This window comes from Afipia massiliensis (assembly GCF_014203115.1).
Lineage (GTDB): Bacteria > Pseudomonadota > Alphaproteobacteria > Rhizobiales > Xanthobacteraceae > Afipia > Afipia massiliensis.
Map to the genome: position 1 here is coordinate 324,613 of NZ_JACHIJ010000003.1, position 25,213 is coordinate 349,825.

Consider the following 25,213-nt stretch of genomic DNA (forward strand, 5'->3'; position numbering starts at 1 on the left):
TTGAAATCGCCGTTCAGGTGAACGCGCGGCATCTTGAAGGGTGGGGCAAGCGATGCGTCGGAACAAATTCAACAAAGAAATAAAGTCGAAGAAGAACCAGAAGCACGACGCCGTTGCCGCCGCGCCGCAGACTGCAACCTCATCGTCTTCCTTTATTCGCGCTTCGGTGCGAAAGCCCGGACCAGCGATGCTCGGCCTCGCGTCGGTGATGATGGCGACAAACGCGATGGCGCAGGAAGCGCTTCCGACCATCGACGTGCAGGAAACCACCAACAATGGTGGCGCTGGCGGCTATCAGGCCACTGCTCCGCAGGTCTCGCGCGTTCCGACGCCGCTGCTCAATACGCCGCAGACGGTCAACGTCGTCACCCAGCAGGTGCTGCAGGAGCAGCGGCTCACCAGCATGGAAGATGCGCTGCGCACCGTGCCGGGCATCACCTTCGCCGCGGGCGAGGGCGGCAACCAGGGCGACACGCCGATTATCCGCGGCTTTGCAGCGCGCGGCGATATCTTCCGCGACGGTATCCGCGATCCGGGCTGGTACACGCGCGACCTGTTCAACGTCGATCGGGTTGAGGTCTACAAAGGTCCGTCGGCCTTCGCGTTTGGGCGTGGTTCGACCGGCGGCGCGATCAACCTCGTCACCAAGCTGCCGACCGGCATTCCCTATATCGAAGGCTTCGTCACCGGCACCACCGCGGGCGGTTACCGCACCGAACTCGATGCCAGCGGCAAGAAGGACAACGTCTCCGGACGTATCGCCGCGATGTATCAGGACATGCCGACCCCGGGCCGCGACAATGTCGGCGTCAAGCGCTGGGGTGTTGCGCCGTCGATCAAGATCGATCTGAATCCGGAAACGCGGGCGATCGTCAGCTACATCTATCAGGGCGAAGAGAGCGTTCCCGACTACGGCGTGCCGTATCTTCCGGCGCCGACGCGAAATTCAAGCGGTGTACTGACAAACGGGGGCTATTACGGCAACGGTCAGGCGACCGCGCCGATCCCGGTGCCGCGCAGCAACTGGTACGGCGTCAGGAACGGTCCGCTCGCCGATGTCGTGCGGACTGATACCCACATCGGCACGATCAAGGTCGAGCGCGACCTTGCGCCCGATCTCAAGATCAGCAACGCAACGCGTTACGTGAGCAACAATCGCTTTGCGATCAACACTGCGCCGCGCAGCCTGCTTCAGGCGGACAACACAACAGCGGTAACGCCGGGTTATCCTGTCGATCAGATGACGATCGGACGGCAGCATTTCCAGATCGAGACCAACAACACGCTGCTGACGAACCAGACCGACATCGGGGGTAAATTCTACACCGGCTCGTTGCTGCATACGTTCTCGGCAGGGTTGGAGACGACGCGCGAAACACGCTACCAGCAGCGTGCGCGCGGCGTCGGTCCAACCGGAACCGCTTCGAATCTATGCGATCCCGCTCAATTGGCTTGCCGGACGAGCGCCTACTATCCCGTCGATACGTCATTTGGCGGCTTTTTCGGCGGCTGGAACACGTCGCTCTCGACCGAAACCACCACGGTCGCCGCGTATGCGTTCGATCAGATCAAGATCAACGAGTATTTCGAGGTGCTCGGTTCGATCCGGCACGACTACTACAAGGCCGAGTTCGGAGATCCCGGTAACGCGACCGCTGCGAATCGTAATCTTGGTCGCACGGACGATATGACGAGTTGGCGCGTCGGTGGCGTTTTCCATCCGACCAAAAACTCCAGCGTCTATGCAGCATACGGAACGTCGTTCAATCCATCAGCAGAATTTGGCGTCCTTTCGAGTGCCGTCAACAATGCAGCGAGCCCGCTGCTTGATCCCGAAAAGAACACAACCATCGAGGTCGGAGCCAAGGCGGATTTCCTCAACAACAAGCTCAGTGTCACCGGCGCAATTTTCCGCATCGAGAAGACCAATCTGCGGATTTCGTCCGCTCCAGCGGATACGACCGCAGCGCTGGTGCTCGACGGGCTTGCACGTGTTGACGGCATCGAGCTTGGCATCGCAGGGGCCTTGACCGACAAGTGGCAGGTGTTCGCCGGCTATAGCTATCTCCAGTCTGAAATTGTCAGCACCCGTAATCTCGCGGAGCTTGGCCGTGAACTGCCGGGCACCCCGCACAACAATTTCAATCTGTGGACGTCCTATGCCATCACGCCGGATCTGACCATCGGCGGCGGCGTGCAGTATCAGGACGATGCTTTCGCGAACACGACCAACACGACCTATGTTCCGTCGTTCTGGAAGTTCGACGCGATGGCGGCCTACAAGGTCACGCGAAACTCGACGTTGCAGCTGAACGTCTACAACATCGGCGATGCGATGTACTATGCCCAGTACTACGCCGGTCACGCGGTGCCTGCGTCTGGTCGCTATGCGTCGCTGACTTATCGCATCCGGTTTGAGCCGGAGCCGGCGGTAGTGCCGGCGAAGTACGTCAAGTAACTGCGGATGCTGTTATGTCTGCAACGGGCCGCTCGGTCAGGGCGGCCATGTTGTTTGCAGGGCAGGTCCTTGCAAATGGACTTGGACGAAACGCGTTCCGGCGCTAACGCTGTCGCGTCAATGAAGGAGTCGATGCCATGATGCTGCACATTCCGAATGTGCTGACGCCCGAGCAGGTCGCGCGCTGCAAGGACGTCATGACCAAGGCCGCTTGGGTCGATGGCAACGTCACCGCCGGTCATCAGTCAGGCAAGGTCAAGTTCAATCTGCAATTGCCCGAGGAGTCCGCCGAGGCGCGCGAGTTGGGCGACATGGTGCGCGGGGCGCTCTCGCGCAATCCGCTGTTCATGTCGGCTGTGTTGCCGATGCAGATCTTTCCGCCGCTGTTCAACCGCTACGACGCCGGCATGACGTTCGGATCGCATATCGACAACGCCATTCGCACCCATTCGCAACTGCCGGTACGGATTCGCACCGACGTATCGACGACGCTGTTCATCTCGTCGCCCGAGGATTACGACGGCGGCGAACTGGTTGTCGAAGACACCTATGGCAGTCACAGCGTGAAGCTGCCCGCCGGCGACGCCATCATCTATCCCGCGACCAGCGTTCATCACGTGACGCCGATTACGCGCGGCTCGCGCATCGCGTCATTTTTCTGGACCCAGAGCATGATCCGCGACGTCAGCCATCGCGCCATGCTGTTCGATCTCGACATGGCGATCATCCGGCTGAACCAGGATGTGCCCGATCATCCCTCGGTGGTCACGTTGACCGGCTTCTATCACAACATGCTTCGGCAATGGGCCGAGCTGTAGGTCGTCGCGTAAATCGCGATGAGTTGTGTGCCCGTTATCCTGAGGTGCGAGCTTTTGCGAGCCTCGAAGGATGAAGGGCAGGTTATGCCGCTGCCCTTCGAGACGCGGCCAAGAGGCCGCTCCTCAGGGTGACGGCACATAGCGATGCGGGCTACGATCCACAACAGTCTCGGTCACAAATCGCTTCTGCCATTCTTCTTTCTAATGAGTGATCGCGCGCAGCCGGCTTGCAGCAGGTAATTTCGGGTTGGCGGCATCGGCGTCAGTCGTTTCGTTGGCTTCACGGAGCAAGCGGTGCGTCATTATATGGAAGAGGTGATGCCACGCTCGGTTCGTGTAATTTTCGATGAAAAACAGCACGTTAGTCGGGTTGAGGCAGCTCCCCGCGTCTCCGGAAGCGCCGCGCGGGCTGACCCGGATGATGAAACAGTAGGCGGCATGCTGCCGCAGCCGCAGAGTCCCGCGGCAATTGACACGTTCTAAACAATCTGCATTATATTGCATTAGTCGCCGAAGAGCGGCAGGAATAACTGCATTATTATTCTAAACATGCAGTCTCCGAGGGGAGGGAAGCCGATGCCTGCGTTCGCAGAACCTGCGGCGGAAGAAATGCTGGTCGGTGCGCGGCCATGACGGCGGCCACCGCTCATCGTCAGGCCAGCGCGCAGGCTTTGTTCGCCGCGCCGGATATTGTCGCCGAACGCAAACCTGACGGAAGCATTTGGCTGAAATCGGCGACGCCGTTGCAGCCGTTCGCGCGCTGTGTCGGCGACTGGCTCGAGCAATGGGCGCGCGACACGCCCGATACGTTTTTCCTCGCAGAGCGCAGCAGCGCTGATGCGCCGTGGACCAAGCTGACTTATCGCGAAGCGTTGCGGCGGGTGCGCGCGGCGGGCGCCTGGATTCTGGCGCAGGGTATGAGCGCGGAACGCCCGCTGGTGATTCTTTCAGACAATTCGATCGACCACGCCGTATTCATGCTGGCGGCGATGCACGTCGGCGTGCCGGCGGCGCCGGTGTCGCCGGCCTATTCGCTGGTCTCGAAGGATTTCGACAAGCTGAAAAGCATGGTCGCACTGCTCGATCCCGGCGCGATCTATGTCTCCAGCGCGAGGATGTTCGCTCCTGCGTTGAGTGCTATCGCGCCGCTGCACACGGCTATCGTTGTCGCCGGAGATCCGGACGGCTTTGACAATGCGATTGCTTTTTCGTCGCTGACCGCTGCCGCAGAGACCCCGGATGTCACGCGCGCGTTTGCTGGCGTCGGTCATGACACCATCGCGAAGTTTTTGTTCACGTCGGGTTCGACCGGCACGCCGAAGGCCGTCATCAACACCCAGCGCATGCTGACCTCGAACCAGGCTGCGAAAATCCAGACCTGGCCGTTTCTCGGCGAGCCCAATCTCACCACGCTCGACTGGCTGCCGTGGAGCCACACGTTCGGCGCCAATCACAATTTCAACTGCGTGCTGCGCAACGGCGGCACGCTTTACATCGACAGCGGCAAGCCCGCGCCCGGCCTGTTCGCGCTGTCGCTCGCCAACCTGCGCGATGTGATCCCGACGGTGTATTTCAACGTGCCGCGCGGCTACGACATGCTGATCGCAGCATTGCGCGAAGACGACGAGTTGCGCCGGCGCTTCTTTTCGCAGGTGAAGTTGCTGTTCTATGCGGGCGCCGCGCTGCCGCAGAATCTCTGGGAAGCGCTGGAGGCGTTGTCGATCGCGACCGTCGGCCATGCCGTGCCGATGGTGTCGTCATGGGGCTCGACCGAAACCGCGCCGCTGGCGACGGACTGCCATTTCCAGGCGCCGCGCTCGGGCAATATCGGCGTGCCGATCCCCGGCACCGAAATCAAACTGGTGCCGACAGGCGACAAGCTCGAGGCGCGGGTGCGCGGGCCGAACGTGACGCCGGGATACTGGAAAGCGCCCGAGCAGACCGCGAAGGCGTTCGACGCCGACGGCTTCTATCTGATGGGCGACGCGATGATCTTCGCCGATGCCGCGCGCCCCGAACTCGGCCTGTTTTTCGACGGCCGCGTTGCCGAGGATTTCAAGCTCACATCCGGCACCTGGGTCAGCGTCGGCACGTTGCGCATCGCCGGTATCGCCGCGCTGGCACCGCTGGCGCAGGACATCGTGGTCGCCGGACATGACAAGGACGACGTCCGCTTTCTGGTGTTTCCGAATATTCCGGCCTGCCGCGCGCTGGCCAAACTGCCCGACGCCGACGTTGCCGAGGTGCTGCGTGCATCGGTGATCCGCGACGCGGTGGCGCAGGGGCTCGCGCGGCTGAAGGCCAAGGGCGGCGGCTCGTCGAGCTTCGCCACCCGCGCTTTGCTGCTGGCGGACCTGCCGTCGGTCGACGGCGGCGAGATCACCGACAAGGGTTACATCAACCAGCGCGCGGTGCAGTCGCGGCGCGCGCCAGACCTCGCAAGGCTCGACGACGACGGATGCGGTGACTGGATCGGATGCCCGGCCTGATGGGCACAAGGTCCATCTTGAAAACAGCGGGCTATGCGTGCTGCAATCGGATTCAAACATAAAAACGAGAGGGAGACGTCTATGTCCAAGATTTTGAAGGTGAGCCGCCGGACGCTGCTGTCCGGCGCGGCTGGCGCCGCGACACTCGCCGTGACGCCGCGCCTGTTCAGCCCGGCGATCGCGCAGAATGCGCCGCTGAAGGTGGGTCTGATGCTGCCGTATACCGGCACATTCGCGAAGCTCGGCCAGTTCATCGATAACGGCTTCGAGCTTTACTATCAGCAGAAGGGTCTCAAGCTCGGCGGTCGCGAGGTGACGTTCGTCAAGGTGGACGATGAATCCAAGCCGGAAGCAGCGACCGACAACATGAACCGCCTGGTCGGGCGCGAGAAGGTCGACGTTGTGGTCGGCACGGTGCATTCCGGCGTCGCCATGGCGATGGTCAAGGTGGCCCGCGACACCAAGACCATGCTCATTATTCCGAACGCGGGGGCCAACGACGCCACCGGCGCGCTGTGCGCGCCGAACGTGTTCCGCACCTCGTTCTCGAACTGGCAGACAACCTATCCCGCCGGCAAGGTGCTGGTCGATGCCGGCGTCAAGAACGTGGTCACCATCACCTGGCGCTACACCGCCGGCGCGGAAATGATCAGCGCGTTCTCGGAGAACTTCACCAAGTCCGGCGGCAAGATCGTCGAGGACCTGACGCTGCCGTTCCCCGAAGTGGAATTCCAGGCGCTCATCACCCGCATCGCCACATTGAAGCCCGACGCGGTGTTCTCGTTCTTTGCCGGCGGCGGTGCTGTGAAGTTCGTCAAGGATTACGCGGCGGCGGGCCTCAACAAGACCATTCCGCTGTACGGCGCGGGTTTCCTTACCGACGGCACCCTTGCGGCGCAGGGCGAGGCGGCCAACGGCATCAAGACCACGCTGCACTATGCGGACAATCTCGATCACCCGGCCAACGTCGCCTTCCTGAAGGCGTTCAAGGCCAAGACCGGCCTCGACGGCGACATCTACGCCGTGCAGGGCTATGACGCAGCGGCGCTGTTCGACATCGGTCTTACGGCGGTCGGCGGCGATGCCAAGGCGCAAGACAAGATGATCGCGGCAATGGGAGCAGCGAAGATCGACTCCCCGCGCGGGCCGCTGAGTTTCAACAAGGCACACAACCCGATCCAGAACATCTATCTGCGCGAGGTGCGCAACGGCCGCAACGAAATGGTGTCGATCGCGCAGGCCAGCGTCAACGATCCGGCACGCGGCTGCAAGATGACGTAAGGCGTTGCTTCCGGCGTATTAGTCGGAGTTCGTCATGCCCGGGCATAGCCGTTCGAAGAACGGCGTTCTAAAAGAACGCCTATGTCCCGGGCATCCACGCCTTCCATGATGGTGCCCAAGACGTGGATGGCCGGGACAAGCCCGGCCATGACGGTGAGGCATTCACTTGCAACGTTAGTCTTCACTTTTGCGATTCTCGACAGGATTCTTCGCGATGGATTTCGTAACCCTCGGCGTTCAGCTTCTGAATGCCATTCAGTACGGGACGGTCCTGTTTCTCGTCGCCAGCGGGCTGACGCTGGTGTTCGGCATTCTCGGTGTCATCAATCTCGCGCACGGCGCGTTCTATATGCTGGGCGCTTATCTCGCCTACTGGATCGCGGCCTATACCGGCAGCTTCTGGGTCGCCGTCGTCGGAGGTGTTGCCGTCGCCTTCGTCGTCGGGCTGCTGCTGGAGAACGTTTTCATCCGCAGGCTCTATGGACGCGATCATCTGGCGCAGGTGCTGCTCTCCTTCGGCCTGATCCTTGTCATCGATGAAGTCCGGCAACTGCTGTTCGGCAAGGACGTGCATTCGGTGCTGCCGCCGGAAGGGCTGCGCGGCGCGATCCAGCTCACCGACAATCTGTCCTATCCGGTCTATAGGCTCGCGATCTGCGTGTTCTGTCTCGTGGCCGCTGCGATCATCTTCCTCGTCATCACGCGCACAAAAATCGGCATGATCGTGCGCGCCGGTGCCGAGAACCGCGAGATGACCCGCACGCTCGGCATCAATTTCGACACGGTGAACCGTTACGTGTTCGCGGTCGGCATTGCGCTGGCGGCGCTTGGCGGCATCGTCGTCGCGCCCATCTCGACCGTCTATCCCGGCATGGGCGACAGCATGCTCATTCTGTCCTTCGTCGTGGTCGTGCTCGGCGGCATCGGTTCGATCGGCGGCGCGGCGATCGGCGCGCTGCTGATCGGTCTCACCGATACGTTCGGCAAGGTGTTCTTCCCGAGCGTCTCGAGCGTTCTGATTTACGTGCTGATGGCGGCTGTGTTGTTGTGGCGCCCGAACGGCATTCTCGGCCGGCGGGAGATCTAACCATGATCCCGAAAGCAGATCATGCGGAGCAACACATGAGCACGCAACGCGATCCGCGTGCGTGGCTGGTGCCGGGCGTCCTGTTAGCGCTGGCAATCGCGCTGCCGTTCGTCGCGCCGACTTACTACGTGCAGTTCATCAGCAAGGCGCTGATCATGGGCATCCTGGCGATGTCGCTCAATCTCGTGGTCGGCTATGGCGGGCTGGTGAGCCTGTGCCACGCGGCGTTCTTCGGCATCGCTGGTTACGCGCTGGCGCTGGCCTCGCCGAAATATGATCCGGCTTCGCTGTGGTGGACGCTGCCGCTCGCCGTCGCGGCATCGGCGGCGGTGGCCGCCGTGATCGGCTCGCTGGCGCTGCGCACCCGCGGCATCTACTTCATCATGGTGACACTGGCGTTCGGCGAGATGCTGTTCTTTTTCTTTCATGACAGCAAGTTCGCCGGCGGCTCGGACGGCGCCTTCATCTACAACAAGCCGTCGATGATGCTGGGCAACATCACGCTGCTCGATCTCGAAAAGCCGCTGGTTTACTATTTCGTGGTGCTGGCCGTGCTGGTGGCGGTGATCGCGCTGCTGACAATGATCGTGCGCTCGCCGTTCGGTCATGCGCTGGCGGCAGCCCGCGACAATGAACGCCGGGCCCGCGCGCTCGGCTTTCCGGTGTTCCGCGTGCGGCTGACCGCGTTCGTGATCTCGGGTGCGATTGCGGGCATCGCCGGATATTTCGCCGCCGCTCAATTCGGCTTTGTCGCCCCGCAGATGCTGGGCTGGCATCTGTCGGCAACGGTGCTGGTCATGGTGCTGATCGGCGGTCAGCGCTCGGTCGCGGGGCCGCTGGTCGGCGCGCTGGTGTTGATCGGGCTGGAGGAAGTGTTGAAAGCCACTACCGAACACTGGAAGCTCGCGGAAGGCCTGATCGTGATCCTGATCGTGCTGATGCTACCTAATGGCGTGCGCGATCTGCTGAAGATGGTGCTGAGATCGCCGGAGGATCGCCCGCAGCCGCGCGCGGATGCAAAGCCGATGACGGAGGCGGATCATGGCTGACAATGCACAGGTCGCCTTGCGCGCCGAGGGCCTGAGAAAACATTTCGGCGGCCTCACCGCCGTTTCAGATGTCTCGCTCGACGTACACACCGGCGAAATTCACGCCGTGATCGGGCCGAACGGCGCCGGCAAGTCGACCCTGATCAACCTGCTATCCGGCGATCTCACGCCGAGTGCGGGAGAAATCATGATCGGTGGCCAAAATTCTTCTGGATTTGGTGACATCACCCGCCTTGCGCCGGATCGTCGTGCACGCGCCGGGCTCGGCCGTTCGTATCAGAAGACCACGATCTTCCCGCAGTTCAGCGCACAGGAGAACGTGCGGCTGGCGGCGCAGGCCCATGCCGCGTCGCCGCTGAAAATGTTCGGCAATGTGACGTCCGATGCCGACGTCAATCGGCGCACAAGCGAGGCGCTGGAGCAGGCGGGACTTCTGGCGCGCGCGCAGATGACCGCGACGCATCTGTCCCACGGCGAGCAGCGTCAATTGGAGATCGCCATGGTGCTGGCGACGCAGCCGCGAATTATCCTGCTCGACGAGCCGCTCGCGGGCATGGGCCAATCCGAGGCACGCAAGGTGGTCGACCTAATTGCATCGCTGAAGAAGGGCCGCGCGGTGCTGGTGGTCGAGCACGACATGGACGCGGTGTTCGAGCTGGCGGATCGTCTCACGGTGATGGCGGACGGCCATGTCATCGCCAGCGGTTTGCCGCAGGATGTCCGCGTCGATCCGGCGGTGCGGCTCGCCTATCTCGGCGTTGAGGAGGACGCGGCATGAGCGCGCTCCTTGAAGTGCAGAAGCTCGAAGCATTCTACGGCGCAGGGCAGGTACTGCATGGCATCGCGCTCTCGGTTGCGCGCGGTGAACAGGTGGCGCTGCTCGGCCGCAACGGCATGGGCAAGACCACGCTGTTGCGATCGCTGATGGGGCTTGTCGCCGACCGGCGCGGCCAGATCAATCTCAACGGCCGCGACATCATGCGCGCGGCCCCCGAAGCGATTGCGCGCGCGGGCGTGGCGCTGGTGCCGGAAGGCCGCGGTGTGTTCGGCTCGCTGTCGGTGGTGGAAAATCTCGTGATGGCGGCGCGGCCCGGCATCGACGGACGCCGCGCGTGGACGTTGGAGAAGATCTACGACTTGTTTCCACGCCTTCATGCGCGCCGCGCCAACGGCGGGCAGCAACTCTCCGGCGGCGAACAACAGATGTTGACTATCGGCCGGGCGCTGATGACCAATCCCGATCTGATCCTGATCGACGAGGCCACCGAAGGTCTTGCGCCACTCGTTGCAAAGGACATCTGGCGCACCCTCGGCATCATTCGCAGCGAAGGTGTTGCAACCATCGTGGTCGATAAGGATTTCAGGTCTCTTTCTCGGATCGCCGACCGCATGGTGATGCTGTCGAAGGGCACGGTGGTGTTCGATGGTACGCCGGCTGCGTTGGCGGAGAAACAGGATCTGCTAGAGCAGCATCTGGGGGTTTAGCCAGTCCGGCCCATAGATGGCCGGCGGGCCAGAATCGGACTGGCTTGTCGGCGGTGTCCTGCTATCGTTCTGCAAGCGGGGTTGACGCACATGCAGATCGCCGACGTTCGCGCACACCACATCCGTATCCCTTATGACGCTGGCGTGGCGAGTTTCAAGCAGGGCGCTTCGGCCATTGCTGCGGTGGATATCGTCCTTGTCGAAGTCTCAACCGATGCGGGGCTGACCGGCTGGGGCGATGCCTGGGGTTACGTTTGCCCCCGCTCGACGGCGACCGCTATCGACGAGATGATCGCGCCGCAAGCCAGGGGCCTTGAAGTCCCTGATGCGGTAGGCATTCCCGCTTTCATGGAGCGCATCCAGCGTAACCTGCATCTGTTCGGCCGTTACGGCATCACGATGTTCGCGATCTCCGGCCTCGATATCGCATTGTGGGATATTGCCGCGCGGGTGCAGGGCGAGCCGTTGCATCGCCTGATCGGTGCGCGCAAGCGAGCGCGGATTCCCGCCTACGCAAGCCTGCTCAAGATCGGCAAGCCCGATCTGGTTGCACAAGAGTGCGAAGCGGCGCTGCGGCGCGGCTACCCGGCCATCAAGCTCCATGAGACCACGGTGCCGCCGGTCTTTGCGGCGCGGCAGGCGATCGGCGCGAACATTCCGCTGATGGTCGACATGAACTGCCCGATGGATGGAGCGACTGCGATCGCGTTCGCTCATGAATGCCAGGCGGCTGCGCCCTTGTTTCTCGAGGAGCCGGTTTGGCCGCCGGAGGATTTCACAACCTTGGCGGAGGTCCGCAAGAAAGGTGGGCTCGATCTCGCCGCGGGCGAGAATGCGTGCACCTTTTATCAGTTCCGCCAGATGCTGGCGGCGGGCGCGGCCGGCTTTGCGCAGCCCTCGGTTATCAAGGTCGGCGGCGTCACGGAATATCTGAAGGTTGTCGCGCTGGCCGATGAGCTGGGCATCAGGCTCGCGCCCCACTCCCCCTATTTCGGGCCGGGCTTTCTTGCGACCCTTCAACTCATGTCGCTTCGCGATGACGGCACGTTCGTCGAAGTCTTTTACATGAACCGCACCGCATGTCTTTGGCGGGGCCGTATCGATGTCGATGCGGCGGGCACCATCGCGGTGCCTGACGGGCCGGGGCTGGGCTATGAGCCGGACAGGGACGTCATGGAGCGTTACCGCGTGACGTGATTCAGCTTCGGCTCACCTGCGGCAACGATCAACCTCGGATCATTCGCATCAACGATATGCCGCTCCAGCGGTTGCGGCCATTGCACCACAAGCTGCTCGATCAGATCGTCGAGCCCCGCTTCATCGAATGTATCATAGAACACCGGCGTTGCGGCGCGGGCGATGAACGCATGCAACAGATGCGCGGCGTCGTAGTCATAGACGATGTCCGTCGGCACGATGCCTTCGCGCCGCATCAGGAAGCGGCGAAAACCCGTCAACCGCGCGCGGCCATCGTCAAGCGCGGCGAATGACAGCACCAATGCGTCGTGCGCGATACGCGGTCCGTCCTGCATGCGGTCAAGCATCGGCAGCGCGTTGGCCTCAACGACGTCGGCGAGGGTGCGGAAATCGCGCGACATATCGTCGGCGTGCAAGGTGTTTCGGATCGCGACGATGTTCGCCGCGTCAAGCCCGCGCGCGGTGAGCAGATCCGCAAGAGTGCGTGCACGTCCGGCAGTTTTCGATGGTGCAGCGATGGTATCGAGAGCCGCGCTCATTGCGCGGCGACGGCGCGCGGCGCGAATGTCAGCGACTGCTTCGCCAGCACCGGCGCGACGGTATCGGCCAGCCGCCGCGCGGCTTCATCGATATCGAGCCCCGCGGTGTCGACCTGCGCCGCCGCGCGCGCGTAGAGCGGCTCGCGACTCACGAGGATGGTGCGCAGCTCCTGCATGGCGGAGCGGTCGTCGGCCATCGGCCGCAGGTCGCCCTGCTTGCGCACGCGTCCCATGTGTTCCTCGGGCGTGGCTTTGAGCCAGATCGTATAGAACGACGACAGCACCAGATCGAACGTCACCGGTTCGGAGACGATGCCGCCGCCGGTCGCCAGCACGATCGGCTCCTTGCGCGCGAGCAATTGCGCCAGCGCCGCCTGCTCCATGCGGCGGAAACCTTCCTGGCCGTAGAGCGCGATGATCTCGGCGACCGACAGGCCGTTCTGCTGTTCGATTTCCTTGTTCAGCTCGACGAAGGTCCAGCCGATCTTTTTCGCCAGCATCTTGCCGAGCGTCGATTTGCCGGCGCCGCGCAGCCCGATCAAGGCGATACCCGCAAAGGTGTTGCCGTGGCGCGAAGCGCCATTGCCGGAGAGAATGTCCTTGGCCTGTGCGATTTGCGGCGGCGTCGCGTTGCGCATCAGGTCGCGGATCACCAACCAGTCCGGCGAGGTGTCCGTGGTCGGGATCAGGTCCTCGACATGGGCGCCCATTGCTGCGGACACGCGCCGCAGCAGCACGATGGAGACGTTGCCCTTGCCGCTTTCGAGCTGCGCGATGTAGCGCTCGGAAATTCCCGAAACCTTCGCCAGCACTTTCCGCGACATGCCGCGCAGCGCGCGCATGGTGCGGACGCGCTGCCCAAGCTGCTCAAGGAAATGGGTTTCCAGTTCTGCCTGCGGGGTCATGCCGTTCGACTCGTGATGGACCTGAAACATAATGCCGGAAAAGGTTGACAGCAAGCTCAGGGGGTGACTTTATATGAATTATAATTCTAAGAAATAGATCAGCGGGAGAGCTTCGTGCGGGTTGAGGGTGGACTGGGCACCGGCCCAGAATCGAAGTCATGAGCGATTTATCCGGCGGATACAATGCCGTGACCTATCTGCTCGACCGCAATGTGGCGGCGGGGCGCGGCAAAAAGGTCGTGTTCAAGGATCCGGTCTCCGAGATCACCTATGGCGAGTTGCAGGCGCAGACCCGCCGCCTCGCCAACCTGCTGCGGCGGCTGGGCGTGCGGCGGGAAGAGCGCGTCGCGATGATGATGCTCGACACGGTGGATTTTCCGATCGTGTTTCTGGGAAGTATCCGCGCCGGCATCGTGCCGGTGCCGCTCAACACGCTGCTGACGTCCGAGCAATATGCCTATGTGCTGGCGGATTGCCGCGCGCGGGTGCTGTTCATCTCTGAGGCGTTGTTGCCGGTGGTGAAGGATGTGCTCGGTCGCATGCCGGATTTGCAGCATGTGGTGGTGTCGGGTGCGAACGCGCAGGGTCATCTGCTGTTCAAGGATGAACTCGCGAAAGAGAGCGATCAGTTCGAGACCGCCGCGACCCATCCAGATGAGCCTGCGTTCTGGCTGTACTCGTCCGGCTCGACCGGCATGCCGAAGGGCGTGCGTCACCTGCATTCCAATCTCGAAGCGACGGCAGAGACCTACGCCAAGCAGGTGCTCGGCATTCGCGAGGATGATGTCGGCCTCTCGGCGGCGAAACTGTTCTTTGCCTACGGTCTCGGCAACGCGCTGACCTTCCCGATGTCGGTGGGCGCGACGACGGTCCTCAATCCCGAGCGCCCGACCCCGCAGGTGATGTTCGAACTGATCCGCAAGCACGATCCGAGCATCTTCTTCGGCGTGCCGACGCTGTTCGCGGCGATGCTCAATGACGAGGCCTTCAAGAACGAGCCGCGCACCAGGCGTTTGCGCGTCTGCACCTCGGCGGGCGAAGCGTTGCCGGAACTTGTGGGCCAAAGCTGGCAGCAGCGTTTCGGCGTCGACATTCTCGACGGCGTCGGTTCGACCGAACTGCTGCACATCTTTCTCTCCAATGCACCGGGCGACATCAAGTACGGCACCTCGGGCAAACCCGTTCCCGGTTATGCCGTGCGGCTTGTGAATGACGCAGGCGCGGATGTTGCGGACGGCGAGGTCGGTGAGTTGATCGTCAACGCGCCGTCGGCCGGTGAAGGCTACTGGAACCAGCGCAGCAAGAGCCGGCAAACGTTCGAGGGCGGCTGGACCCGCACCGGCGACAAGTACACCCGCGACGCGGAGGGCCGTTACACCTACTGCGGCCGCTCCGATGACATGTTCAAGGTGTCCGGCATCTGGGTTTCGCCCTTCGAAGTGGAAAGCGCGCTGATCACGCATCCCTCGGTGGCGGAAGCTGCCGTGGTGCCTGCCGAGGATGCCGAAGGCCTGCTGAAACCGAAAGCATTTGTCGTACTGAAGCAGGGCGCCTCGGTGAGCGATCTCAACGGCGCACTGAAAGAGCACGTCAAGCAGAAGATCGGCCCCTGGAAATATCCGCGCTGGATCGAGGTGGTGGAGAGTTTGCCGAAAACCGCAACCGGAAAAATCCAGCGCTTCAAGCTGCGTGATAGCGCGAAGTAACAACGCCGTCATTGCGAGCGAAGCGAAGCAATCCAGAAGCAACAAGCAAGACTGGATTGCTTCGTCGCAAGCGCTCCTCGCAATGACGAATTGAACGGAAGAGAATGATGAGGAATCGACAATGACCCTGCAACCCTCCGGCACACTCGCAATCGGCGATGCGCAGCTCGAATACCGCATGATCGGGCCGACGCCCGACAAGGCGCCGACCATCGTGATGTTGCATGAAGGCCTCGGCTCCGTCGGGCTGTGGGGTGATTTCCCCGAGAAACTGCAGGCCGCAACGGGGGCGGGCGTGTTCGTCTATTCGCGCGCGGGTTACGGCAACTCGTCGCCGGTCAAACTGCCGCGGCCGCTGAATTTCATGGACATCGAGGCGCTCGAGGTGTTGCCGAAGGTGCTCGACGCCATCGGCTTTCGCCGCGGCCTGCTGCTCGGCCATTCCGACGGGGCGTCGATTGCGACGATCTATGCCGGCGGCATCCAGGATCATCGCGTGCGTGGCGTCATGCTGATCGCGCCGCACTTTGTGGTCGAGGATTTCGGGCTCGTCTCCATCGCCAAGACCCGGCAGAACTACGACACCGGCGATCTCAAGCCGAAGCTGGCGCGCTGGCACAAGGACGTCGACAACGCGTTCAACGGCTGGGCCGGTGTCTGGCTCGATCCGAAATTCCGCGAGTGGGATATTTCGGAGTCGCTCGCGTACGTGCGCGTGCCGGTCGAGATCATTCAGGGCGCGGACGACCAGTACGGCACACAGCGTCACATCGAGATCGCGCAGGCCGAATGCTACTGCCCGGTGGACACGACGATCATTCCCGGCGCGGGCCATTCCCCGCACCGTGAGGCACCCGATGTGACGCTGAAGGCGGCGGCGGATTTCGCCAATCGTCTGTTGTCCCTGCACGGCGAAGGTGCCTTGGAGCGTGCTGCTTAGAGTCGATCTCTCGTTCGTCATGCCCGGCTTTATGCCGGGCATCCACGTCTCGCTGGCGGCCAAAAGACGTGGATGGCCGGGGCAAGCCCGGCCATGACGAGAACGGCGACATGCATAAAAATGCAGGATGACTGCATTATGAAGCTGGACAGGCTCTAAAAGCTGCATTATTGTGCATTATAATTCAGATTTCAGCCGGATCGAGGGTGGCCAATGGCCCAGACGGACAGAAAACTCGCCAACAGCGCGACCTTTATCGACTTCCAGACCGAGCCTTTGAGATACCGGCACTGGAAGCTCGATGTGGCGGGCGATGTCGCCACGCTGACCATGGACGTCGATGAGAACGGCGGCCTGTTCGAGGGCTATTTGCTCAAGCTGAATTCCTACGACCTCGGCGTCGATATCGAACTGGCGGACGCCGTGCAGCGGCTGCGGTTCGAGCATCCGCAGGTGAAAGTCGTGCTGCTGCGCTCGGGCAAGAACCGCGTGTTCTGCGCCGGCGCCAACATCCGCATGCTCGCGGGCTCGACCCACGCGCATAAAGTGAACTTCTGCAAGTTCACCAACGAGACCCGCAACGGTCTCGAGGACTCGTCGGAGAATTCCGGCCAGCGCTTCATCTGCGTCGTCAACGGCACCGCGGCCGGCGGCGGCTACGAACTGGCGCTCGCCGCCGATCACATCATCATGGCGGATGACGGCGCTGCTGCTGTCGCGCTCCCCGAAGTGCCGCTGCTCGCGGTGCTGCCGGGTACCGGCGGGCTTACGCGCGTTGTCGACAAGCGCAAGGTGCGCCGCGACCACGCCGACTTTTTCTGCACCATCGAGGAAGGCATCAAGGGCAAGCGCGCCGTGCAGTGGCGGCTGGTGGACGAGATCGTGTCCAACTCCAAGCTCGAAGCCAGGGTCGCGGATCGCGCCAAGGAATTCGTAAGCCAATCGAAGCGCGCGGGCGAGGGGCAGGGCGTTACGCTCAAGCCGCTGAAGCGCAGCTTCACCGAAGACGGCATTCGTTATGGTTTCGTCAGCGTCGATCTCAATCGCGCCGGGCGCATCGCCACCATTTCGATCAAGGCGCCGGAGAACGATCCGCCCGCCGATGTCGCGGGCATGACGGCGCAGGGCGCGGATTTCTGGCCGCTTCAGGTGGCGCGCGAACTGGACGACGCCATTCTGCATCTGCGCATCAACGAGCTTGAAATCGCGATGCTGGTGTTCAAGTCCCACGGCGAACGTTCGCGGGTGCTGGCCTATGACGCGCTTCTGGAAACCAACAAGACGAACTGGCTGGTCAACGAAATCCGTCATTACTGGAAGCGTGTGCTCAAGCGCATCGACGTCACCTCGCGCACGTTGGTCACATTGGTCGAGCCCGGCTCCTGCTTCGTCGGCACGCTGGCTGAGCTCGTGTTCGCAGCCGACCGTTCCTACATGCTGATCGGCGAGAAGCAGGGTGACAACCGCGCGCCCGCCGAAATCATCCTGAGTGCGGCGAACTTCGGCCCCTATCCGATGAGCCACGGCCTGACCCGGCTGGAATCGCGTTTCCAGGCCGATCCGTCCGATATCGAGACCGCGAAGGCGAGAATTGGTGAGGCGCTCGACGCCGAGACCGCCGAAGAGCTTGGTCTGGTGACGTTCGCGCTCGACGACATCGACTGGGACGACGAGGTGCGGGTGTTCTTCGAGGAGCGGACCAGCTTCTCGCCCGACAGCCTCACCGGTATGGAGGCGAATCTCCGCTTCGTCGGTCCGGAGACCATGGAATCGAAAATCTTTTCGCGGCTCACCGCCTGGCAGAACTGGATCTTCCAGCGGCCGAATGCGGTGGGCGAGAACGGCGCGCTGCAACGCTACGGCACCGGCGAGCGCGCGCAGTTCGACATGACACGGGTTTGAAGCAATCGGCGGCGTCATCCTGAGGTGCGAGCACTTGCTAGCCTCGAAGGATGAGAGCCGAAACAACAATTGACCCGCCACCCTTCGAGGCTCGCGCGCAAGATGCGCTCGCACCTCAGGATGACGGGAGAGACAACGGCAGAATGCGCGGCACGACATCAAGGAGCACGCCATGAACATCATGAACGTCGATTACACCACCAAGATCCCGAACAACGTCAATCTCGCCGAAGACCGTCAGGTGCTGAAAGCGCTGGAAGGCTGGCATCCGGGTTATCTCGACTGGTGGAACGACATGGGGCCGGAAGGTTTCCAGGAATCGCTGGTCTATCTGCGCACCGCCATCAGCGTCGATCCGAAGGGCTGGGCCAAATTCGATTACGTGCGCATGCCGGAATATCGCTGGGGCGTATTGCTAGCGCCGCAGGACGAGCAACGTCAGGTGAACTTCGGCCAGCACAAGGGCGAGAAGGCGTGGCAGGAAGTGCCGGGCGAATATCGCGCGATGCTCCGCCGTCTCGTCGTCATTCAGGGCGACACCGAACCGGCCTCCGTCGAGCAGCAGCGGCATCTCGGCAAGACCGCGCCGTCGCTCTACGACATGCGCAACCTGTTTCAGGTCAACGTCGAGGAAGGCCGTCATCTCTGGGCGATGGTCTACCTGCTGCAAAAGTATTTCGGCCGCGACGGCCGCGAGGAAGCCGACGATTTGCTGCGTCGGCGCTCGGGCGACGAGGACGCGCCGCGCATGCTCGGCGCCTTCAATGAAGCCACGCCCGACTGGCTGTCGTTCTTCATGTTCACGTTCTTCACCGATCGCGACGGCAAGATGCAGCTTGAGAGTCTGGCGCAGTCCGGCTTCGATCCGCTGTCGCGCACCTGCCGCTTCATGCTGACCGAAGAAGCCCACCACATGTTCGTCGGCGAGACCGGAGTGAGTCGGGTTCTCCAGCGCACCTGCGACGCCATGAAGGCTGCCGGTATCGAAGATCCGAACGAGATCGAGAAGGTCCGCGCGCTCGGCGTGATCGATCTGCCGACCATGCAGAAGAAGATGAACCTGCATTACTCGCTGTCGCTGGATCTGTTCGGCTCGGAAGTTTCCACCAATGCGGCGAATTTCTACAATTCGGGCCTTAAGGGCCGCTTCCAGGAAACCAAGATCGACGACGATCATCGCCTGACCAACGACATCTACAAGGTGCTCAAGCTGGTCGACGGCAAGATCACGCTGGTCGACGAGCCCGCGCTCACCGCGCTCAATATGCGGCTGCGCGACGACTACACGCTGGATTGCGAAAAGGGCGTCGAGCGCTGGAACAAGGTCATCGAGAAAACCGGCGTCAACTTCCGGCTCGAACTGCCGCACACCGCGTTCCATCGCCAGATCGGCGAGTTCAAGGACGTCAATGCCACGCCGAAAGGCGTCATCGTCAGCGACGCGGAATGGGCCAAAATTCGCAACGACTACCTGCCCTCGACGGCGGACGGCGATTTCATCTCGTCGCTGATGGAACCGGTCTCGGAGCCCGGCAAGTTCGCGAACTGGATCGCGCCGCCGAAAGTCGGCATCGACAACAAGCCCGGCGACTTCGAATACGTGAAGATCGCGGCGTGAGGACTCTCAACTCGTCATGGCCGGGCTTGACCCGGCCATCCACGTCTTTCCGACTTCAAAGTAAGACGTGGATCACCGGGACAAGCCCGGTGATGACGACTGGATATGTTGAACGGTCATGACGACAACCGAACTCCTGAAGCAACATCTCATCGACCCGGAAATATGCATTCGCTGCAACACCTGCGAAGAGACATGTCCGGTCGATGCGGTGACGCATGACGGCAACAACTATGTCGTCGACGCGAGCATCTGCAATCACTGCATGGACTGCATTTCGCCGTGCCCCACGGGGTCGATCGACAACTGGCGCGTGGTGACGAAGGCTTATTCCCTCGAAGAGCAATATTCGTGGGAAGAACTGCCGAAGCAGGAAGAGGTCGCGACGGCGGCTGCGGGCGAGGGCGCTGCGGTCGAGGCACTGGAGGATGAAGTCTCACGGCTGCTCGAAGAAGCCCGCAAGGGTCTCGGCGGCAAGCCGGTCGCGCCGCATTCCGCCAGCAAGCCGACGGTCAATCTCTACAATCGCTCCAAGCCCGCGACTGCGACCGTCACTGGAAATTTCCGTCTGACCGATGCGGCTGCGGATTCGGACGTGCGGCATATCATTCTGGATTTGGGCGACCAGAAATTTCCGGTGCTGGAGGGCCAGAGCATCGGCATCGTCGCGCCCGGCACCGATGAGAACGGCAAACCGCATGTCGCTCGGCTCTATTCGGTGGCGTCGCCGCGCGGCGGCGAGAAGCCGAACACCAACAATCTCGCGCTCACCGTGAAGCGTGAGGACAAAGGCGTTTGCTCGAATTATCTCTGCGATCTGCCGCGCGGTGCGAAACTTGAGATCACCGGGCCGTTCGGCGCGACCTTCCTGATGCCGGATGATCCCGCTGCAAATATCATCATGATCTGCACCGGCACGGGCTCCGCGCCATTCCGTGGCTTCACCGAACGCCGCCGCCGTGCCATGCCCGATGCGCCGGGACGGTTGCTGCTGTTCTTTGGCGCGCGGCGTCCGGAGGAACTGCCGTATTTCGGGCCGCTGCAAAAGGTCCCGGAAAAACTGCTCGGCAAATACTTCTGCTACTCGCGCGTGCCGGACCAGCCGCGCGTCTATGTGCAGGATCGTATCCGCTCTGAGATGGCGCAGATCGCCGCGCTGCTGCGCGACGACAAGACCCACGTTTATATTTGCGGGCTGAAGGGTATGGAGAGCGGCGTCGATGAAGCCTTTGCCGATGCCTGTCGCTCGGCGTCGATCGACTGGTCGGCGCTCAAGCCGCAGATGCGCGAGAGCGGCCGCTATCACGTCGAGACGTACTGACCGCGATCAATCTGGCTGCGTGTCGACCAACTCGGTGACATCCGGCATTTTGAGCCAGGCGTGACGGCGTGACGCCCAGCACAGCAGGGACGGCGGCGCGAACGACGCGTCGGCAAAACAACCGGCGGCGATCGCAACGTCGTCCGGCTGTATTTCAAGAAGAGTGAATACGTTGGTGCCGCAGGTCGGGCAGAAATGTCCCTCGCCCCATCGCCCGGAATCGGACGTATAGCGATAGGCCTTGTGCTCACCCGAAACCGACATCGCGGATATCGGATAGACGGCCGCGTAACTGAACACGCTGCCGCTGCCGCGCTGGCAGGACTTGCAACTACACGCGTAGACACCCGACGGCTCGCCTGTCACGGCGACCGACAATTGCCCGCACACGCATTTCGCAGTGCGCGTCGCCACGACTTACTCGCCCGAGACCGGCAGGCTGAGGTTCGCGTAGACGATACCGCCATCGACCGCGATGGCATTGCCGACGACATAGTCACCAGCGCGCGACGCGAGGTAGATTGCGATGCCTGCCATATCCTCCGGCGTGCCGATACGCTTTGACGGGATCGCCTTCGCGATCGTGTCGCCGTGATCGCGTGCCGCCGTGTTCATGTCTGACTCAAACGCGCCGGGGCAGATCGCCGTGACATTAATGTTGTCCTTAATCAGCTTGGCGGCCATGCGGCGCGTGAGATGGATCACCGCCGCCTTGCTCGCCTGATAGGAATAGGTTTCCATCGGATTGACCGACAGGCCGTCGATCGATGCGATATTGATGACCTTGCCGGGCTTCTCCTTTGTGGCGGCGGCGCGCAGCGGCTTGGCCAGCGCCTTGGTCAGGAAGAACAGCGACTTCACATTCAGATTCATCACCTTGTCCCAGCCGGCTTCCGGGAATTCGTCGAAGGCCGCGCCCCAGGCCGCGCCTGCGTTGTTGACGAGAATATCGATCTTCGGCTCGCGCTTGATTAACTCTGCGGCCAGCTTCTCGCAGCCAGCGACGGTGGACATGTCGATCGGCAGCGCGATGCATTCGCCGTCATAGGCGGCGGTCAGTTCCTTGGCGGTTTCCTCGCAGGGACCGGCCTTGCGCGCGGTGATGTAAACCTTCGCCGCGCCCTGCGCGAGAAAGCCCGAGGCAATCATCTTGCCGATGCCGCGCGAACCGCCGGTGACGACCGCGACGCGGCCTTTCAGTGAAAACAGATCCTTGAACATGGTGCCTCCTGTTGCTTTGGCGGCGATATAGCGCCAGCAGCAAGAGCGGTGTCAAGGAATGGCCGATTGCGCGGTCTGTTTGAAACGCGTTTCAGGCCGCATCCACCCGGCGGAAACCGTTCCACATCGCGGTGGCGGCGCCCGACGTCAGCACCGACAGGAAACGCGTGTTCTGGTAGTTGCCGTTCAGCGAAATGCGCGGCAGCGCGGTGAGATGTTCGGCGTTCTCGGCGAACACCATGCCGGGACGCGTGGTCACGGCGGTTGCGAATCCAAGCTCGCGCGCCATGGCGAATTCGCGTGCCGCGGCGGCGGTCCTGTCGCCGTAGGGATATGCGAAATGCAGCGCGGGTCTCTGCAACTCGGTTTCGATCCGCTCGCGGCTGACGCGCATCTCGTGCGCGGCATCGGCCTCGCTGTCCCGCGCCAGGTTGCAGTGGCTGATTGTATGCGCGCCGATGGTGACCAGCGGGTCGGGGGCAAAGGATCGCAGCTCAGCCCACGACATGCACAACTCGCGCACGATCGCTGTATCGTCGACGCCGTGCCGCGCACACAGATCGCTGACGGCGTGCTGGACGTCCCTGTCGTTCGGGAGCATGCGCAGCCAGTCGTGGATCTGGTTGAACGCCTGCTGCTTGGCGGCGGGGTCGCCTGCGTCAAGCCGCTGCACTGCGCCGTCTCGCGTTATCTCTACAATGCCGGCCTTGGCGATGACGCGCTCCAGCGCCACCCACCACAGTCGCCCGTTGCCTTCGGCGAAATCGCTGGCGACGTAGACTGTGAACGGTGCATTCTGGTCGCGCATCACCGGCAGCGCGTGGTCGCGGTTGTCGCGATAGCCGTCGTCGAACGTAAAGCAGGCGAAGCGGCTGGCGAAGTCGCGCTCCCTCATTCGGCGGTGTGCTTCGTCCATGGAAACGATATCCACGCCGAGCGCGCGCACATGCGACAGCACTTCGCGCAGAAAGTCCGGCGTGATTTCGAGATGCCGGTTGGGCTGGAACATATCGTCGCGGGCCGGGCGGACGTGATGCAGCATGAAGATGGTGCCGACGCCCGCCAGGATCGGCCGCAGCACATGGTGCGCGCCGGTGAAGTACAGCGCGTCGAGGCCGGCGCGAATGACGTTATTGCGAAGCTGCTTCATGGCGATGGCCCGGGCGATCCCGAAGGATCCGGCTCCGAGATGTGGCAGAAACGGTTGAACAAACGGTTATCCGGATGGCTGAAACGGCCGTCATTGGCTGGAAACCGGCCTGCGCCCGGGACACCGCAGCCGCGTTCATTTCCAGTTTGACACCTCGGCAAGGGTTTGTTTTGTCTGCATTCTGTCAGGTAAAGGTCCGGGATGAGCCGCTTAGCGAGTTGGGCACGTAAATGGTGGCCAGGGTTGATTCCCCTGGTGCTTCTGTGGATCGCTGCGATCTGGACCGGTACCGCGCCTCTCGAGGCGGACCTTGCCGCGCGCTCGACCCGCGCTCTGAAGGATACGGTGCTCGACAAGACCCGGATCGCGGTGTCCGGCCGTGACGTCAAACTGTCGGCGGATGCGTTTTCGGAGGAGGGCCGGCGCAGCGCGGCGTCGCAGGTCGAGGCCGTCACCGGCGTGCGGCTGGTCAACGACAACACCAGCCTGATCCCCGAAGCCAAGCCGTTTGCCTGGTCGATCGAGCGCGACGTGGTGCGCGTGACGCTCAGTGGCAACACGCCGTTACCGGCGATCAAGGCCAAACTGATGGAGGCGGCCCGCGCGTCGCTCAAGGGCACCGAGATTTCGGACAGGATGACGATGGCGCGCGGCGCGCCGCCGCGGTTCGACAACGCCGCGCTGCTGCTGATCGATCAGGTCGGCAAGCTCAAGGACGGCAAGATCACACTCAGCGACACCAGTGTCAGCCTGACCGGCATGGCGCGCGAAATCGGCAGCCGCGAAGCGATCCTGGCCGCGCTGAAAAACCTGCCCGAAGGTTTTTCGGTGAAGGAGAATGCGATCAAGGCACCGCCTTACGTCTTCCAGGCGAACAAGGACCCGGTGGCGAATACGGTCACGCTCGCGGGTTACGTGCCGGACAACGCCGTGCACGCAGCCATCGTCGCAGCGGTCGGCCGCAAGTTCTTCTCCGAGAAGCTGGTGGACAATCTCAAGGCCAGCGTCGGCGCGCCGCAGGGATTCCAGAACGCGGTGGTGGCCGGGCTCGGCGCGCTGTCGCGGGTCTCGACCGGGTCGCTGGTGATCTCGGATCGCGAAGTGAAGCTGTCGGGTGACGCGCTTTACGCGGTCGCGGCCGACCAGATCCGCGGCGGCATCGGCGGCGAGTTGCCGCAGGGCTGGACCGCGAAAGCCGAGGTTTCCGTCAAGCCGGTCGCCAGCGCGGTCGATCCCACCGTCTGCCAGCAATTGTTCTTCGAACTGCTGGCCAAGGCGAAAATCAGGTTCGATTCCGGCCGCGCGACCATCGACAAGGATTCCATGGGGCTTCTCGACAAGCTCATCGAGACGGCGCTGCGCTGTCCAACCGCGACTATCGAAGTCGCCGGCCATACCGACAGCGACGGCGACACCAACGGCAACGTCGCGCTGTCCGAGAAGCGCGCGCAGGCGGTGGCGGACTATCTGATCAAGGCCGGCCTGCCGACGGACAGGCTGAAAGCGGTGGGCTACGGCAGTTCGCAGCCAGTCGCCGCCAACGATACCGACGAAGGCAAGGCCAAGAACCGGCGCATCGATTTCGTGGTGAAATGAGCATGATCTGCTGCGGGCAAAAGCGTCATCCTGAGGTGCGAGCTCTTGCGAGCCTCGAAGGATGTCGCTCGGTCATGCCGTCGCCCTTCGAGGCCTTCGCTACGCTACGGCACCTCAGGGTGACGGCATCAGGTCATAAGGACGACACTCCATGATCTACCTTGCGACATTCAACTGGGGCTGGTTGCTGGCATCGGGCGTGGCCGGTCTCGCGATGGGATGGATCGCCGTCGTGCATCGCGGGCAAGGCTGGACGACGGTCACGCTGCGCAAGGTCGTGGTGCTGATCGCGGGACTGGTTCTGGCCTCGGTGTTTCATCTGGCTCCTGGCCGCTTCGGCTATTGGCTGGACCTCGGTCTCATGATGCTGGCGGCCTACGTCGCCGGCTGTGCTGTCGGCTCGTGGTTGCGCCACCTCGTGGTCTCGCGTCATACGCCGGCCGGCGGCTGA

At 62.6% G+C, this 25,213-nt stretch carries 21 protein-coding genes; 16 read left to right on the forward strand and 5 right to left on the reverse strand.

Annotated features, from left to right (window positions below; genetic code table 11):
• The first annotated feature begins 52 nt into the window (after nucleotides 1-52).
• The 9 genes from HNQ36_RS11105 to HNQ36_RS11145 all read left to right on the forward strand — a co-directional run bounded on the left by HNQ36_RS11105 (nucleotide 53) and on the right by HNQ36_RS11145 (nucleotide 11,864).
• Nucleotides 53-2,458 carry a TonB-dependent receptor gene (locus HNQ36_RS11105; RefSeq protein WP_184084846.1) on the forward strand — a complete coding sequence of 802 codons (2,406 nt, stop codon included), beginning with the start codon at nucleotides 53-55 and terminating at the stop codon, nucleotides 2,456-2,458.
• 137 nt (nucleotides 2,459-2,595) lie between these two features.
• On the forward strand, nucleotides 2,596-3,276 hold the full coding sequence (locus HNQ36_RS11110) for a Fe2+-dependent dioxygenase (protein WP_184084849.1): 681 nt from the start codon (nucleotides 2,596-2,598) through the stop codon (nucleotides 3,274-3,276).
• A gap of 629 nt (nucleotides 3,277-3,905) precedes the next feature.
• Nucleotides 3,906-5,765: a feruloyl-CoA synthase gene (locus HNQ36_RS11115; protein ID WP_184084852.1), complete on the forward strand. Its 1,860-nt coding sequence runs from the start codon at nucleotides 3,906-3,908 to the stop codon at nucleotides 5,763-5,765.
• A gap of 81 nt (nucleotides 5,766-5,846) precedes the next feature.
• Entirely contained in the window at nucleotides 5,847-7,046 is a 1,200-nt protein-coding gene (locus HNQ36_RS11120) for an ABC transporter substrate-binding protein (RefSeq protein WP_046828389.1), read from the forward strand.
• A 214-nt stretch (nucleotides 7,047-7,260) separates the two neighbouring features.
• Nucleotides 7,261-8,133, forward strand: a complete 873-nt coding sequence (locus HNQ36_RS11125) for a branched-chain amino acid ABC transporter permease (RefSeq protein WP_184084855.1) — start codon at nucleotides 7,261-7,263, stop codon at nucleotides 8,131-8,133.
• Between the two features lie 35 nt (nucleotides 8,134-8,168).
• On the forward strand, nucleotides 8,169-9,182 hold the full coding sequence (locus tag HNQ36_RS11130; protein ID WP_184084858.1) for a branched-chain amino acid ABC transporter permease: 1,014 nt from the start codon (nucleotides 8,169-8,171) through the stop codon (nucleotides 9,180-9,182).
• The gene (locus HNQ36_RS11135; protein WP_184084860.1) at nucleotides 9,175-9,960 is read left to right on the forward strand and encodes an ABC transporter ATP-binding protein; all 786 of its coding nucleotides are present in this window, start codon (nucleotides 9,175-9,177) and stop codon (nucleotides 9,958-9,960) included. The genes HNQ36_RS11130 and HNQ36_RS11135 overlap by 8 nt, the downstream gene beginning before the upstream one ends.
• Nucleotides 9,957-10,667, forward strand: a complete 711-nt coding sequence (locus HNQ36_RS11140) for an ABC transporter ATP-binding protein (protein WP_184084862.1) — start codon at nucleotides 9,957-9,959, stop codon at nucleotides 10,665-10,667. Before HNQ36_RS11135 ends, HNQ36_RS11140 begins: the two co-directional genes overlap by 4 nt.
• A gap of 90 nt (nucleotides 10,668-10,757) precedes the next feature.
• Nucleotides 10,758-11,864, forward strand: coding sequence for a mandelate racemase/muconate lactonizing enzyme family protein (locus tag HNQ36_RS11145; protein ID WP_184084865.1), 1,107 nt, complete (start codon nucleotides 10,758-10,760; stop codon nucleotides 11,862-11,864).
• Here HNQ36_RS11145 and HNQ36_RS11150 read toward each other — a convergent pair.
• Entirely contained in the window at nucleotides 11,849-12,403 is a 555-nt protein-coding gene (locus tag HNQ36_RS11150; RefSeq protein ID WP_184084868.1) for a hypothetical protein, read from the reverse strand. The genes HNQ36_RS11145 and HNQ36_RS11150 overlap by 16 nt on opposite strands.
• Nucleotides 12,400-13,338: a helix-turn-helix transcriptional regulator gene (locus HNQ36_RS11155; protein WP_283814033.1), complete on the reverse strand. Its 939-nt coding sequence runs from the start codon at nucleotides 13,336-13,338 to the stop codon at nucleotides 12,400-12,402. Before HNQ36_RS11155 ends, HNQ36_RS11150 begins: the two co-directional genes overlap by 4 nt.
• Before the next feature lie 128 nt (nucleotides 13,339-13,466).
• Here HNQ36_RS11155 and HNQ36_RS11160 point away from each other — a divergent pair, with 128 nt between their 5' ends.
• The 5 genes from HNQ36_RS11160 to boxA all read left to right on the forward strand — a co-directional run bounded on the left by HNQ36_RS11160 (nucleotide 13,467) and on the right by boxA (nucleotide 20,795).
• Nucleotides 13,467-15,014 carry a benzoate-CoA ligase family protein gene (locus HNQ36_RS11160; RefSeq protein ID WP_184084874.1) on the forward strand — a complete coding sequence of 516 codons (1,548 nt, stop codon included), beginning with the start codon at nucleotides 13,467-13,469 and terminating at the stop codon, nucleotides 15,012-15,014.
• Between the two features lie 121 nt (nucleotides 15,015-15,135).
• Complete coding sequence (locus tag HNQ36_RS11165; RefSeq protein ID WP_184084876.1) at nucleotides 15,136-15,954, forward strand: alpha/beta fold hydrolase; 819 nt, start codon at nucleotides 15,136-15,138, stop codon at nucleotides 15,952-15,954.
• Between the two features lie 213 nt (nucleotides 15,955-16,167).
• Entirely contained in the window at nucleotides 16,168-17,856 is a 1,689-nt protein-coding gene (boxC, locus tag HNQ36_RS11170) for a 2,3-epoxybenzoyl-CoA dihydrolase (protein WP_184084880.1), read from the forward strand.
• 172 nt (nucleotides 17,857-18,028) lie between these two features.
• The gene (boxB, locus tag HNQ36_RS11175; RefSeq protein WP_184084883.1) at nucleotides 18,029-19,474 is read left to right on the forward strand and encodes a benzoyl-CoA 2,3-epoxidase subunit BoxB; all 1,446 of its coding nucleotides are present in this window, start codon (nucleotides 18,029-18,031) and stop codon (nucleotides 19,472-19,474) included.
• A gap of 118 nt (nucleotides 19,475-19,592) precedes the next feature.
• The gene (gene boxA, locus HNQ36_RS11180; protein WP_184084886.1) at nucleotides 19,593-20,795 is read left to right on the forward strand and encodes a benzoyl-CoA 2,3-epoxidase subunit BoxA; all 1,203 of its coding nucleotides are present in this window, start codon (nucleotides 19,593-19,595) and stop codon (nucleotides 20,793-20,795) included.
• A 6-nt stretch (nucleotides 20,796-20,801) separates the two neighbouring features.
• Here the strand turns inward: boxA and HNQ36_RS11185 are convergent, their stop codons facing one another.
• From HNQ36_RS11185 to HNQ36_RS11195, 3 genes are all read right to left on the reverse strand, one after another.
• Nucleotides 20,802-21,209 carry a GFA family protein gene (locus HNQ36_RS11185; RefSeq protein WP_184084889.1) on the reverse strand — a complete coding sequence of 136 codons (408 nt, stop codon included), beginning with the start codon at nucleotides 21,207-21,209 and terminating at the stop codon, nucleotides 20,802-20,804.
• 3 nt (nucleotides 21,210-21,212) lie between these two features.
• Nucleotides 21,213-22,016 carry an SDR family NAD(P)-dependent oxidoreductase gene (locus HNQ36_RS11190; protein WP_184084892.1) on the reverse strand — a complete coding sequence of 268 codons (804 nt, stop codon included), beginning with the start codon at nucleotides 22,014-22,016 and terminating at the stop codon, nucleotides 21,213-21,215.
• Nucleotides 22,017-22,107: 91 nt separating this feature from the next.
• Nucleotides 22,108-23,166, reverse strand: a complete 1,059-nt coding sequence (locus HNQ36_RS11195; RefSeq protein ID WP_184084895.1) for a polysaccharide deacetylase family protein — start codon at nucleotides 23,164-23,166, stop codon at nucleotides 22,108-22,110.
• Between the two features lie 201 nt (nucleotides 23,167-23,367).
• On the opposite strand from HNQ36_RS11195, the gene HNQ36_RS11200 reads away from it, so the two are divergent.
• On the forward strand, nucleotides 23,368-24,762 hold the full coding sequence (locus tag HNQ36_RS11200; protein WP_184084898.1) for an OmpA family protein: 1,395 nt from the start codon (nucleotides 23,368-23,370) through the stop codon (nucleotides 24,760-24,762).
• Between the two features lie 151 nt (nucleotides 24,763-24,913).
• Nucleotides 24,914-25,213, forward strand: a complete 300-nt coding sequence (locus HNQ36_RS11205) for a hypothetical protein (RefSeq protein WP_184084902.1) — start codon at nucleotides 24,914-24,916, stop codon at nucleotides 25,211-25,213.